This window comes from Pseudomonas sp. P9_31 (assembly GCF_034008235.1).
GTDB lineage: Bacteria > Pseudomonadota > Gammaproteobacteria > Pseudomonadales > Pseudomonadaceae > Aquipseudomonas.
In genome coordinates, this window is the sequence record NZ_CP125375.1 from 1,461,935 (window position 1) to 1,476,605 (window position 14,671).

A 14,671-nucleotide genomic window follows, 5' to 3' on the forward strand; every position below is an offset into this window, starting at 1 on the left:
TCTGACAGTAGACCAGCCCTTGTCTGCAAGCGCTAAATCAGCCTGACGCAAGCAACCGCCAACCCGCTGACGGGATCCGGCCCTGGTTTTTGCCTGAAGGGAAAATAGCGCAATGAATGCATCCGACAATCGTCCGATCCACCAATTGGTCAAGGCTGTGCTGGGGGAGGAGCGCAATGATGCCGGCCTGCCTTTCGATGATTACATCGCGCAGAACCCCAGCGTGTTCGACTTGATAAAACTGGGCGCCGGCGGGTTGCAGAAGCTTGGCCTGGGCCGCGAACAGGCCCACTCGTTGATCGCCCGTGGCAATGCCCTGGCGTTGTACATGGCCAGGGTGTATCGCGAGCAGAGTCTGCGCGCTGCACCGACGCCAGACGATGAAAAGGCGTTGGTGCCGTTGCCCACGTACACGGAACAGTTCAACCCGGATATCAACGGCGCCGCCCCGCCAGGCAGCCCTGAGCACGGCGCTTCGACCACCGCTTACATGGTGGCTCTGCGTGAATGGGTACGAGACTACATCGTGCCGCAGGGCGATCCGGCCCAGGCCATCGCGCTGGAGGCGCGCCGGCCGGATGTGGATCAATTGCTGATTGACGAGATGGCGATCAACCGCATGCAGTCACGGCTGGAAATCGCCAACTCGGTACTTGAAGCTAAAATCTTGGCCCGGCCCGGCATCGACATTTCGACCGTCAAGGCGTACCTGCGCACGATCCGTTTTCACAACAGCCTGCCCTATGACCACGACTGGGAAAGCATCACTCATGTTGTCGGCGAGACGGTAAAGAATGGGGCGCTGGGGGACATGATTCGCCGGGTCGACCTGGATTACCCGTATTTCAAGAACCCGGGCGCCCGGGGCGATCGCGCCGATGTGGCCTTGCAACTGAGCAGCGGCATCGGGCCGCTGCATTTGTCGTTGCTGCTGGAAGACCCGTACTTTCCCTTGAATGGCGCGATGGCCAACGTGCCGTTGTGGAGGGTGGATCCACGTACACGGCTGGTCGATGCGGATCCGCAAAAGTCCGCCGACGATTTCTATCCCGACAACTTTGGCAGCCTGGCGAATTTCCTCGAAAGCCTGCGCAGGCTGTGGATTTTCAAGGATGCAACACGCCTCGATCAACGCAAGGTCGATTGCTTGCTGGGGCATGGTGCCTTTACGCCCAAACTGTCGGCCAACGCCCCGGCGCTGGGTAATCCGGATGTGCCGCTGACGGGGGTAACGGCAGGTGCCCGTTATATCCATGGGGGGGAAGCCCCTGCTATCGATATCGTGCCAGACAGCTTGGGGGCTCGGTTCGAGCTGACTCATGTGGGCGAGACGAATTTCGAGGCTCTGGAACACCGCATGGACCGGATCAATCGCAAGTGCCGGCTGGATCGCATGCTGCAGTTGCCCAGCCATCAGGTCGATCAACTGCTCATCGCAGCGATGAACGCCGAACGTCGCGGTACCGGGGAACCGTCGATCTGGATTCGCCCCAATACCCTGCGTTGTCTGGGGCTGTTCAAGGAGTTGAACACGGCTTACGACTGTAAGGCCGAAGAGTTCGCGGCGTTCATCGACGTGCTGTCGGTGTACGGCCAGGACGGGCAAGAGTCGCACTTTGATCGGGTGTACAACCGAGAGGCGATGTATGAAACAAACCTGCGCATCGACAATGTCGAGTTTGCCATCGTGCCGCGCACCGAAGCCGAACAGCTGACGGTGCATCAGATTTGCAGCGCACTGGACATCAACTTCGAGACCTACCGCTACCTGGCCACGGTGATCGCCGAGGCCTATGGCCTCAAGACACACTTGCAGCGCAGCTTGGCGATTCTTTCCAGTTTCTGGCGTCTGGTGCGGCTGGGCCGATTGTTCGGGCTGACGCCTATCGAGTCGACCGCGCTGCTGCAAACCCTGAGCGAAGGCGAAGGCCTGGTGGCGCAATTGGCGGGTGAGCCGGCGGTGTCCAGTTACGGCTCGGGAGACGGTGCGGATGCGTTAAGCGCCATCCGCGGGCTAATGAGTGCTGCGGCATGGGCCCGCGACTACGATGTACCGGTGCTGTGGTTGGTGCAAAACGTCAACCCTGTGTATGTGCCGACCGTTTGGTCGCAGGCCCAGGAGCAGTTTCTGCGGCAATTGCGCAGCCAGGCGCAAGCGGTGCTGGTGCAGGAGGCCACGCTGCTGGAGGAAGGTGCCCCATTACGGGACAGTCATGAGCAGCTTGTCCAGTGGCTGGCGCTGCTGAGCCCTTTGGTGGACGACAACGGCTTGGTGATCGGGCGCCATGGCGAGACCGAGACCCAGTATCTGGCGCGTGCCGACGCAGAGATCGAAACGATCGCCAAGTCTGTCTATTCGGAAGATGAGGACGCCCCTGAACGTGAGCCTCTGCAGAACCTCATTCGCACCATCGTGCTGCGTTGCCGGGACGAGCAGCGGGTGGTGGTGGAGGAAGGCATTTCGGTTTATCTGAAACTGGATTCGTTGCTGGCCGCGCAGGTGTTGTCCTGGGCCCAGGGGCACGTGTATGACTTTTTGCAAGAAGCCATGACGCTGCAGCCTGCACGCCTGCAACAGGTGCTGGAGAAACCGGACTCATTCCTGCAAATGCTTGCGGAGCTGGAGCGGCGCGGCAGGATTGCCGACAAGCTTGGGCTGAGTCCGCAAATGCTCGCCACACTGCTGACGGGCGAACAGTATCAATGGTTCAGTCTGCAGAGCCCGTACGAGATCTCGATCCGGGCAGTGTACTACCTGGCGTTCTACCGCCGGCTGATTACCCGGGCCCGCCAGCCCGAGGAAAAAATGCTCGACTACCTGCTTCAGGTCAACCAGTTGCCCGACGACCTGAGTGAGGACGGATTGCGCCTGGTTCGTGATGCCGCCGCCGACAAACTGGCCACCTATTTCGGCTGCGGGATCCGGCATGTGCTCGAATGCGCCGAGCACATCAATCACGAGATCGAAGGCAGCGATAGCCCGGCCCGGCCCATTCTGCGCAATCTGGCGCACCTTGATGTGCTGGATCGCACATTGGAGCTGGCCAGGCACGGGATGGATGCCACGGCAGCGCTGCGCCTGGGCACGTTGTACCCGCTGGATCTGGAACCGGCCTATGCCTTGGCCGCGCAAAGCGCGCTGGAAAGCCTGGCCCGATTCAATGCCATGACCACCGTCCAGGATTCGGCGGAAGTCGGGCAGAGTTTCACCACCCGCTGCGTGGTGGACAACCCGACCCTGATCGCGAACCTGCCACAGGAAGTGGCGGAGTTCGAATGCTTGCTGCTCGACTTTTACGGTGAACCGCTCAAGGGCGTGGACATTCACTGGGCGACAGACCTGGGGGCGATGCTCACGCCGGTGACCCGCACCGATCATCAGGGGCGGGCCTGGGCCCGGCTCCAGGCGGGGGCGCGGATGGGCACCGCCCATGTGTCGTTCAATTTGCCGCTGTATGAGCCGGTGTATGCGCCGTCGGTGGTGATCGACTGCGATGAGGCGACCCTGAAGTTCAATTCCGAGTTGAGCGGGCTGCCGCCCCGAGATCCGGTGTTGGCGGGGCGTCTGTGGGAGCAAGAGATGTACGCTGTGCTGATCGACGATTATGGCAACCGGGGGGCTCATCGTCAGGTGGCCTGGTCCACCACGCTGGGGCAAATCCGCCCCAGCCAGACGTACACCGACAAGGATGGCCTGAGCCGGGTGTGGATCTCCAGCGTCAGTCCGGGTAATGCCACCCTTGCGGTCGGCAACGTGGAGGGCAGCCACAAGCTCACCTTCAGTCGTCCCATTGTGTTTGCCGACAAGCCACGGATTCTCGACAAGCCTGCTGTTACCGCGGTGGCGATGGTCGGGCATGCCTTGCCGGTACGCTGCCAGATTGTCGGGCTCGACCATGCACCCGTTGCGGGCGAGAAGGTGATGTGGTGGACGAACGTCGAACCGACCAAAGTCGAGGCGGCCAGCGATACGGACGGGTTCTCCGATTTTTCGGTGGCCGATCCGCAGTCCGGCGATCTGACGATCTATGCACAACTGGGCTCTGATCCCGTGGTCGAGGTCAAGGTGTGGGTGGCGAGTGACGCCGTGATTCAGAACTATTCGCAAGTCATTCGCTTCCCGGTGGCCGGCGCGACGCGGCCGACGTTGCTGTGGGTGGATGTGAAGGAGTCGAGCGACGCGGATGCGAAGCCGGTTGGCAATTATCCGGTGTTGTGGAAGGTCAATTCGACACCACCCGTGGAGGTGTCCATTGCGACCGATGCGCAAGGTCGAGCGGTGTATCCGTTCACGTCGGCGTTGCCTGGCCTATTTGTCGTGACCGCCGATCTGGTGCTTCATCCACCGCTCACGCAACGGTTCGATTTGACTGTCGTTCGCGCCTTCGAATGGAAAGTCGAGCTGATCGAGATTGGGCTCAGCGGCGAAATCCGTGTGCCGATCACCCCCGGCACCGACGAGCTCACCCTGTTCCGAAATGGCCATTACCGCCTCGAAATCGCTCCGGCCGACGCCTCGCAACTCCGGGGCAGCCAGGGTGCGCTGGGGTGGAGTTCCGACTATTCCACCCAGGCGCTGGGCATGGTGTTCACCCCACCTTTGGCCACGCGTTTCGAGTTCACCGATGACCCCTGTCAGGTGGAGATCCGCACCGCCGACATCCGAAACGGTCGGTTCCAGCTGAGCCTGTTCTGCGACCGCTTGAATGAGGCACTGGTGATCGAAGGCACCTTGGGCAAACGCCCCGTCACCCGACGTTCATCGTCGACATCATGAACTGATTGGTTGTCCGCAGGCCCGGCCTGAACACTGCGTTTGCAGGCCGGTCGGGTCATTACCCAGCGACAGGGAGAAAAACACAATGGAAACGCTGCAAATCAATGAGCTGACGCAACGTTACACGGCGGCGATGGTGGAAGCGGTGCTGGGTCAGAAGCTATGGTCAGGCGCCGTCACCCTGCGTACCTCCGAGGAATTGAGCGAATATCTGATGCTCGATGTCCAGGACAGTGCGCAATTGGAGGCCACCCGGATTTCCTCGACCGTGCGGACGTTGCAGCAACATATCCAGTCGGTCTACAGCGGCATGGAAAAGGGGTACGAAAACGGCCATTTCGAAGAGGAGGATTTGCAGTACTGGTACGGGATTCTGAGTCACTACAGCACGTGGTCGGCCAATGTGTTGCTCAAGGATCAGGCGGAAAACTACATTGTCCCGTCACTGCGCCTGAACAAAACCACGCTGTTTCTGGCGCTGGAAAACAGCCTTAATCAGATGCGCCTGAGTACCGGGTCGGTGCAAAGGGGCTTGATGGAGTACACCCAGGCCTTCCAGCGCATCTGTGATCTTGACGTGCTCAGCGGCTACATCGACGGGGCGAACGTTCAGGACGCACGCTATTACCTGATCGGGCAGGAACGGACAGCGCCGTTTGCTTACTACTTGCGCAGTGTCAACGTCGAGCTGGACAACGCCAGCAAAAAAATCAACCCGGCTGCCTGGGGTGAATGGCAGAAGATCGATATCGCCACCACCGGCACCGTAGTGGACATCCGCTGCGTGAATTGGCTGGGGCTCCCGGTTTTGGTCTGGTGTGAATGGCGAGAGCGCCAGGTCGATAGCAACGGCGTGGTGCAGACACCCTGGTCGCTGGAAATCAAACTGTCCTTCAGCTCCCTGAACGGTCAGTGGTCGGTGCCGCTGTCGCTGCATCAGCGTGACTGCGAGTACGACGTGTCCAATGGCCGATTGACCGTTGTGTCACTGGGCGACGGTGATCCGAAGGACGATCGATTGGCCGTTTGTTACACCAACCGCCACGGCCTGGACGGGCGGGCACCGTTCCATGAAATCGAAATTCATGAAACCCGCGATGCGTTGTTCCGCAAGGTGGCCGATGACACCGCGACCCTGCTGACGATGACCTTTGGCCGTTTCAGGAACGCGGCCAGCCTGCAACAAAAGGTGGTGCCACAGGATTATTCGACGGTCACCATTACCCGCGCTGTGGAAACGTCAGGCTCAATCAATGCGAATTTTTTTCTGGATGCCGTCTATACCCGCGAGCAAGGGGCGGACAGCAACTTTTATGAGGTGCTCAGGGTTCGGGGACGCTGCGATGCCGTGCAGGAAAACGGTCGTGTACTGCAGCGCATGTCGATCAGTTGGAGGGCGGTGACGGAGGATACGTCTGTCGACATCAGCATTGTCGATGCCGGCGAGAAGCAGTTGCGAATCACGCTGACCACGCGGGAAAAGCCGTCGCAGGCTTATGACGTGCAACTGCCCAAAGATGCCAGCAAGGAAACGGTCCATTCATTCGCTGCCGCCGACTTCAAGGAAACATCGGTCGGTGACGGGATTTGGGTGGCAGAAGCCGTGGCCACGCTTTCTGCGACTGCATTGACGTATCTGCTTGGAAGAACGCAAGACGAGATTCGGGCCGGCGCCGGCTTTTTCATCACCGGCCTGGGTGATGCCGTGTTGAATGAGCAAAATCAGGTGGTGCCAAGGGTTCTCTATGCCCCTGTGGTCTTCAAACTCAACATGGATCAATCGACTGAAACTGATCCACTGCCCTGGATCTCGACCGGCGTACTGGACGGTCAATACGCGACCCCTTGGCGGACCTATAGCCGGGAAACCGCATCGTTGGGGGTTAACAATTTTCCCATTGGTTCGAATATTGACTTTTTTTTCGGTGAGGCGGATGAGGGCCAAAAAGGATACGGGCGCAACAAGTTCTCCGTCTTGTTGAACGAGAGACCGCGCCTTTACACCACCCCGTCCCTCGACAAGAGCAGCGCCGAGGGGGCGCAGTTTCTGAGTTTCAACAACAGCCAACAGGTGCTCAAGTACTCACGGGTGAACTCCACGTTCGGCCCCGTGCTGACCAGCCGGGCGGCAGTGTCGGTCGATGCGTTGCTTTCCTGGGACACCCAGCATGTCGACGAGCCGCTCATGCCCGATGGAACGATTGAGGAAAACGGGCCATTCGACGGCTGCAACGGTTTGTACTTCTGGGAGCTGTTTTTCCATACACCGGATCTGGTGGGTTCACGCTTGTCGGCGGAAGGCCGTTACCACGAAGCGCAGAGTTGGTACGAGTACGTCTTCAACCCCTTGGCGCGCGAGGTCAAGCCGTCGGAGAGCCCGCAGCCCGATGATCCGGTGGTGATTCCGGCACCGGCGTACTGGCGCTGCCGTGCGCTGCAAAACGAGAACATTGATAGTTCGTATGAACGTGCGGCGCCGTCGGATCCGGACGCGATCGGTTATACCGCACCGATTCACTTCAAGATCGCCATTTTTCTGCGTTATGTGGAAAACCTGATCGAGTGGGGGGACGGCCTCTATCGCCACCTGGATTACGACAGCATGGTTCACGCCGCGCTGAACTACAGCAGGGCACGGAGTTTGATCGGCGAAGAACCGGTCACTGAAACGGCCAGCACATGGCAACCGAAGCCACTCAAAGACGTGTTGACGAGCGTCAGCGGGCGCGACCCCCTGAAAGCCTTCGAAGCCGACTTTGAACTCAGCCTGGCCGATCTGCCCACCGGCATGCTGACCACGCCGCGTTTCGACCTGTTGGGCTCAGGTGTGTTTCGCCCCGGGCTCAATGAGCGTCCCAAAGCCTTGTGGGACCTGCTCGACGCGCGGCTGAACAACTTGCGCAACAACCGCTCGATCGACGGTCAGCCGCTGTCGATTCCGCTGTTCAGCCCGACCATGGATCCGTTGGAGCTGTTGCGGGCGCAAGCCAATGGCACTCTGGGGACGTTCCGCCACCCGGGGGGGCAGGTGCAGGTCGTGCCTTACAAATGGCAAACCGTGCATAACCTGGCACTGCAGGGCGTGGAGTTTCTGATCCAGCAAGAGGATCAGCTCAGGTCATGGCTGGAGCAGCGTGACCGGGGCGAATTGGAGGAGTTGCAACAAGGCCACATGATCGAATTGGCTGACTATGCCCGCTCGATCCACGAGGCGACGATCGCCCAGCTTGAGGCCACCGCTGCGTCGTTGCGGCAAAGCGAAAGCATGATCAAGGCCCGCGCGCAGCACTATCAGAACTTGATCGATGAAGGGGTTTCCGAGGCTGAGTACGGCGTTCTGGAAAAAAACAGGATTGCCCGGTATGTCGCCGGGGGCGCTGGGGCATTTCGGGCCGCAGGGGCGGCACTGGATCTGGCTCCCAATATCTTTGGGACATCCAACGGCGGTATGCGTCTGGCGGCTGTCCCGTACGCTTTCGCGGAGGTGGCTCAGTTGACGGCGGATCTGACGATGCGCGAAGCCGAAGAGGCCAGCATCATTGAGCAGCAGAGGCGGCGCCAGCAAGAATGGGAGCTGGTGCGCGACCAGTCCAATGCCGAGGCACGGGTGTTGCGCGAGCAACTGCTGGCCCAGGATCACGCGATCAGCGCCGCCCGGGCCAGTCTGCAACAGACTGAAATAGCCAATCATCAGGCCAAGGCGGTGTACGCGTTCTACAAGAACCGCAGTACTGGCCTGGAGTTGAGCAACTGGGTCGTTGGGCAAGTGAAGACTTTGATCTACCAGGTTTACGACGTGGTCGCCGGCCTGTGCCTGTGTGCCGAAACCTGTTGGCAGTATGAAATGGCTGACTACAAGACCCGTTTTATCCGCCCGGATGTCTGGATGGACACCTGCCACGGGTTCACGACCGGTGCTTCGCTGAAGCTGGATCTGCTGAGGATGGCGGCTGCGCGCATCAAGCGCGACGAGCGCCGGCTGCAGTTGGTGAAAACGATTTCCCTCAAGACGCTGATGGGCGAGGTCAAGTGGAAGGAGGGCTTAGATATAGGGAAGCTGGAATTCGAGCTGAACGAAAAACTCTTCGATCAAGACTACCCGGGCCACTACTGCCGTCAGGTCCAAGGGTTGTCACTGACCTTCCCCGGTCTGTTGGGGCCTTACCAGAACATTTGCGCCACGCTGGTGCAAATCAGCAGCGCCACGACTCTTGAGCCGGAAATCAAGACTGTCGAACACTTGCACGGTGTAGATGGGGCCACGCCGGTTCTGGGTTCTCTGGTGCAGAACCTGCGTCCTTACCAGCAGATAGGGTTGTCTTTGGGGCTGGACGACAACGGCATTGTCGATGCTGTGGATGATGACCGTTACGCACCTTTTGAAAAAACGGGCGCCCATGCCAGTTATGTCTTGACGTTCCCCAGGCATGGCCAGCCTTCCCAAGCGAGTCTTCTGCAGTCATTGACGGACGTCATTCTGACGCTGAGATATCAAGCCCGGGATGGCGGGGCGAACTTCGCCACCGCTGTTGAGGGCTTGCTCAAATCTACCTCCGAAACCAGTTCGCCCGATCAGGCCACGGGTACCACACGCGCAAGGAAGACGCAGCCATGAGCGAAGAAAATGTATACGCCAACCACAACTTCATTCTCAACGGCGACTTTCAGGATGTTCTGAACGACTGGATCATCAATGACGAAATAAAGGTCACCCGGCAGGAAGGGCTATGGCAGGGCAAAACGATCGGCTTCATGAATGCCGTCAATATGGGGGAGGGCTACCAGACGATTACCTTGGCACCATCGCCGCGCCCTGAACCCGGCAAGGCGGATTACAAGCTGATTTTCTGGTACGAGGCGGTACAAGGCGCCGTAGGTACGCTGCGGATCAATCCTGGTCTGGGCGGGGAAGTGGACCTGAGGCTTGTGCCTTCGCGCGAGGCTGAAGCCGAACAGGCGTTGAATCTCGACCAACCTCTGCTGGATCTCAATCTCACCGAGTACGCTTACCCGCTCACCCTCGATGCTGCGGAAACTACGGTCAGGTTTACCGTTATCAGTCCGGATAATGGCGGGCCGGGCAGGCCGGGCGCCGTGCGGGTCACCTTCATGCGTTTGGAGTTGCAGCTGGAGCCGTTGCAGCTGGACAGTGTGATGATCGATGACGAACCACAATCCACCGCTGAACCGCTGCACCTGTGCTTTGGCGCCCATCATGACGTTGCGCTGCAAGTGACCGGCGGCAATGCGTGGAATGGAACGCACGCAGGGTTGCTGGTGAACGGCGGCGTGTCTGATCCTGAGAACATTCTCAGTGCCGGCCCACGGTGGGGGCTAGAGCATCCAGTCAGCGACCCGTGGACGATAACCTGCGCCGGGATTGTTGAAGACAAGGAAGTTGAGCACACCCTGCACGTACGCAGTTATTACACCGCCGACCTGTATTCGCTGCGCACGGTTTCCGGTCATTTTCAGCTGGATGTGATCTCGCTGCAGGAGGCCGCTTACTATCCGGTGATCGACCTCGATCAGAGCGTGGAACTGCGGGTGCGGGTGGAGTCCCATTACACCAAAACGCCATTGGCCAATCGCTTGGTCACCTGGACGTTGAAAGGCCCGACCCCTGCAGACGATATCGTGTTGGACATGCAACCCTCAGGCGGGAACGGCGAGGCCGTTTTTACCTGGACACCGGACGTAGAAGGCGACTGGGAGATCGTGGCCTCGGTCGACAGCCACTATGAAAAGGACGATGCCCGGCATGTGTTCAAGGTGCGTGTCCTGAAGGAGGACCCGTGGCTGAGTGCGACTTTTGCGCTGGATGGATCGCCCCGTGAATGGATGTGGGGGGCGAAAACCGGATACCCCTGCCGCGGAGCCACCCATGAAGTCAGGCTGGCGTTCCTGTCAGGTCACGCATTGGCCGACTCCGAGCTGTCGCTGCATTGGACGGGGGAGGACACACCTGAAGGACTGGGTGTGACATTCAACCCCAAGCTTGAAACCGGGGAACCCGTTGTGGGGAGCGGGTTGGCATGGCGCATGGCGTGTGAAAACCGAAGAAACAGTGTTTTCGAATTCCATGTCAGCTGCTCGAAATTGCTCAACCGGTCGCCCTCGCAAACGCTGAACCTGGCCCACAACTGGTTGGCTATCGGGGATGTGAAGCCGCCGTCGAGATTTCCTGCGGTGGGCGGTCCGAAGCTGCCGATGTCCGTTCAGATTCGCTCGCTAGTGCCCGGTGTGGAGGCGGTCCGGGAGGTTGATGTTCAGTGGAGCATTGATGGAACACCAGAGCCCACGCTGCCGACGGGAGCAGACGGCTGGTGTGAATACGGGTACGACCCTGTCGCAGAAGGCCCTTTCAAGATCAAGGCAAAAGCCGTCAGCCCTTACGATAATGCGGAGCCGGAGCATGAGTTCTCGGTCACGGTATTGGCTAAGGATCCATGGAGCAAGCTGGTCACGGTGACATTGGATGGCCGGAAAGAGGGATCGGTCGGACTCCTCTGTTTTCGCGGTGCACAGCCGGTGGACCTGCTGATCTTGCCCGGTGACGACACCCTGTTGGACGAAGAGATCTATCTGGATCTGAAAAGTGATGCCGACTTGGGCTTTGATTTCGAACCTTCGATGAAAGACAAGCGTCGATTGACCAGAGACGGATTGATCTGGACGGTTCGTTCAACCGCCGATATCAGTGCGCCTTTCCAATTGCATGTGTGTCATGACGAGTTGGCCCCCTATGCGTTGCAGGGACGATTACTGTCACAAACGCTTGAGGACGACGGAACGTTCACGTTTGACGGCAAGGAATTGGCCCTCGAAAACATGGCCTATCCCTGCCTGGGAGGCCAGCACACCTTAGCCTTTACGCCAAAAGCGGGCAGCCTGTTGACCGGGCTTGAGGTCGCCGCGAAGTGGGCCTCAAGCAATGCCCTCGATGTGACGTTGGCGCCTGACCATGCGCGGGATCTCCCAAGTAATGGCCTGGAGTGGACGCTGGACGCTCGCGCCAGTACCGAAAGCGGCGCGTTGGGGCTCTCGCTGGAACTCAATCAAGCCGGGTTCACTTACCCTCCGGTGCCTATGTCGCTGGGGCACAACCGAATCAAGATAGCCGACGTACGCGGGCCTACTTTCGATATGTTTGTGGGCGAGACCGCCTTTCTGGAGATCAAGGCCCAGTCGTATTACACCGAGCGGTCAGTACCCGGTGTCGTGGTCAGCTATGAGGATGGCGACACTGTTACGCCGGTTCCGACACAGGAGACTGGCTGGGCACGCTTTGCCTACACAGCCACACAAGCGGGCCCTGTAGAGGTGATTGCGACCGTGCCAAGCCCTTACGATGGCCCCGACGACGCCCCCTCTTTCACATTTGAATTCACAGTGTTGGCCGCAGCACCCATGGGATCGGATTCGCCTCCTGTGTCGACTTCTACAACAATGACGGACGAAGGATCGCTCATGTCTGAAGAGCAGGAACCAGGACACAACGCTATCGAGATCGGCGAGGTGCGCGAGGCCGCTTTTGATCCGGTGGTGGGCGAAAGCGTCTGGCTGGGGATCAACGTTCGCTCGTCCGGCACCCGACGGGCCGCTTCCGGTGTGGAGGTGGTTTTTACGGCCGAGCTAGAGCATGCACGGGTGGAAACGGATGGCGAGGGGTGGGCGTATTTTGCCTACAAGGCCGAACAGGCAAAGGATGTTCAGGTGGTCGTCGCCACGCTGGAAGGTGTCAGCGATGGCGCTGAGGCGGATCCGTTCCATACCTTCCGTTTCAAGGTATTGGCGGCGGGTGTCTGGGACGATGCCCGGATTCAGCTGAACGCTGACGTTCCTTCCACAGTCTGGGGCGAAGAGACCAGGTTTCCTCGGACTACCCAAGCTCATACCATCAAGTTGGTGGTCGACAATGCGAGCAGCCATTTGCTCGGCCGTGATGTCTGCCTGGGGTTGAAGGGGGACTCCTTGCCCTCAGAGCTGGGGATTACGAATGTGCAGCCGGCGCTGGGCGTTGCCCGAACCTTGACTGCAGAAGGGTTGAGTTGGCAGTGCACCGGCACAATCGGCGGGGCTTACAACCTGCAACTTGAGGCATCGCGCCTGCTCAAGCAATCGCCGGTCAATGCGATGTCGTTGGGACCGGTTCCTTCTGCCGGGCTGCCGGCCGCTATTGTCTATCGCGTGGGAAATCAACCGTGCGAAATCAAGGATTCCGAGATTGTCGTGAAGATTGCGCTGGGGAGCCCGGTCGAGTTCAGCATCTCGGTTCCGCCAGAATGTCTGAACGAGTCGGTGTCGTTCCGACAGCTTGGAGAGTTTGATATGGGATTCGACCCGGGACTGGATTCCCCACGCAAGTTCAACGAACTGACTTTGGAGTGGACAGTGATCGCTTCGAGATGGGGCATTGAAGATTACATCTATCAGCTGACGTTCTCTCAATACCCGGATTCTCCACAAATACTGAAATTCCTGATTGAGTAACCGAATGCAGGTTTGATCGAAGGTTAGAAGGCTCCCGCTTTCTTCCAGCTCAAATACCGCGTCACCAACTCGGCCCCCAACTCCCCAGGCCGGGCTTGCAGCACCGCAACGCCATGAGCACTCAAGCGCTCATGGCGTTGCGCGCTTGCGTTCAGGTAATCCACCGTCCCGCAATAGGCCAGTGCTTCGTCCAGAGTCTGCACCGGGCGATGGCGTATTTCATCGAGCACGTTTTCCCGAAGGCTCGCCACGAGCACACGATGCTGCAGATTCAGGCGTTTGACGGCGGTCAGCAATTGCTCATCGTCTTCGTCGCGCAGGTTGGTGATCAGTATCACCAGTGCCCGGCGCTTCTGTCTGGCCAGTAATTGATTCGCCGCAGCCTGGTAGTCGGCGGTTCGTCGACTGCTGTCGACGTCGTAGACGGTATTGAGCAACACCGTGAGGTGTTCGGTGCCTTTGACCGGGGCGAGGTAGCGCGGCTGTTCGCTGGCAAAGGTGCTCAGGCCGACGGCGTCACCCTGGCGCAGGGCCACGTAGCTCAGCAACAGGCAGGCATTGAGCGCGTGATCAAAATGCGACAGCTCATCGTCCTGGCTACGCATTTGCCGACCGCAATCGAGCATGAAGATAATCTGCTGGTCACGCTCGTCCTGGTACTCCCGGGCAATCGGCGTGCGTTGTCGGGCGGTGGCCTTCCAGTCGATTTGCCGTAGGCTGTCGCCTTCTCTGAATTCGCGCAGTTGATGAAACTCCAGCCCCAGGCCGCGTCGTTGGCGTTGGCGCACGCCGAGCTGGCTTAACCAGTTATCCACCGCCAACAGCTGGCCGCCATAGAGACGGGCGAAGTCGGGGGTAGACGCGGGTGTTGTCGGTCACGTTCAGCAGGCGTTTGTCGGACCACAGGCCCATTGGACTTGGCAGGCTGATTTCGCAGCGCTCGAAGGTGAAGTGACCGCGTTTCAGGGGACGCAAACGATAGCCGATCTGGCTGTGCTGACCGGGTTGAAGCTCGACCGACAGGGGAAGGTGTTCGAAGTCCAGGCCGTTCGGTACATGGTCGAAGATTTGAATGTTCAATGGCTGGGCAAAATCATGTGCGATCTCCAGGCGCACCTCACCCCATCGACCGAGCGCCAGGCTGCCGGGCATCTGCCGTTGCACGCGGGGCGAGGGCAGGCGCTTGAGGCGGATGGCGTCGAGTGTCGCCAAGGCCAGCAGCGCCAGTAGCAATCCCCAGTTGATCGATAAAAGGCTCGATGGAACCTCGATGTCCAGTGCCCGCAGTGTGCCCGGCACGATGCCGATGGCCAGCAGCACGGCGAGCCAGATCAGCAGCAGGCGCGAGGGTTTCATTGGCGCACATCGCTTGTGGCGAGGGAGCTTGTTCCCGCTGGGGTG

3 protein-coding genes and 1 pseudogene are annotated in these 14,671 nt (G+C 59.5%); 3 read left to right on the plus strand and 1 reads right to left on the minus strand.

Translation table 11 applies throughout. From position 1 onward, the window contains the following. Nucleotides 1-112: 112 nt before the first annotated feature. The 3 genes from QMK51_RS06630 to QMK51_RS06640 all read left to right on the plus strand — a co-directional run bounded on the left by QMK51_RS06630 (nt 113) and on the right by QMK51_RS06640 (nt 13,270). The gene (locus tag QMK51_RS06630) at nt 113-4,777 is read left to right on the plus strand and encodes a Tc toxin subunit A (RefSeq protein ID WP_320393509.1); all 4,665 of its coding nucleotides are present in this window, start codon (nt 113-115) and stop codon (nt 4,775-4,777) included. An 85-nt stretch (nt 4,778-4,862) separates the two neighbouring features. Further along, nucleotides 4,863-9,392, plus strand: coding sequence for a neuraminidase-like domain-containing protein (locus QMK51_RS06635; RefSeq protein ID WP_320393510.1), 4,530 nt, complete (start codon nt 4,863-4,865; stop codon nt 9,390-9,392). Then, nucleotides 9,389-13,270: a hypothetical protein gene (locus QMK51_RS06640; protein ID WP_320393511.1), complete on the plus strand. Its 3,882-nt coding sequence runs from the start codon at nt 9,389-9,391 to the stop codon at nt 13,268-13,270. Before QMK51_RS06635 ends, QMK51_RS06640 begins: the two co-directional genes overlap by 4 nt. A gap of 23 nt (nt 13,271-13,293) precedes the next feature. Here QMK51_RS06640 and QMK51_RS06645 read toward each other — a convergent pair. Further along, nucleotides 13,294-14,626, minus strand: a pseudogene (locus QMK51_RS06645) (DUF58 domain-containing protein). Nucleotides 14,627-14,671: the final 45 nt, after the last annotated feature.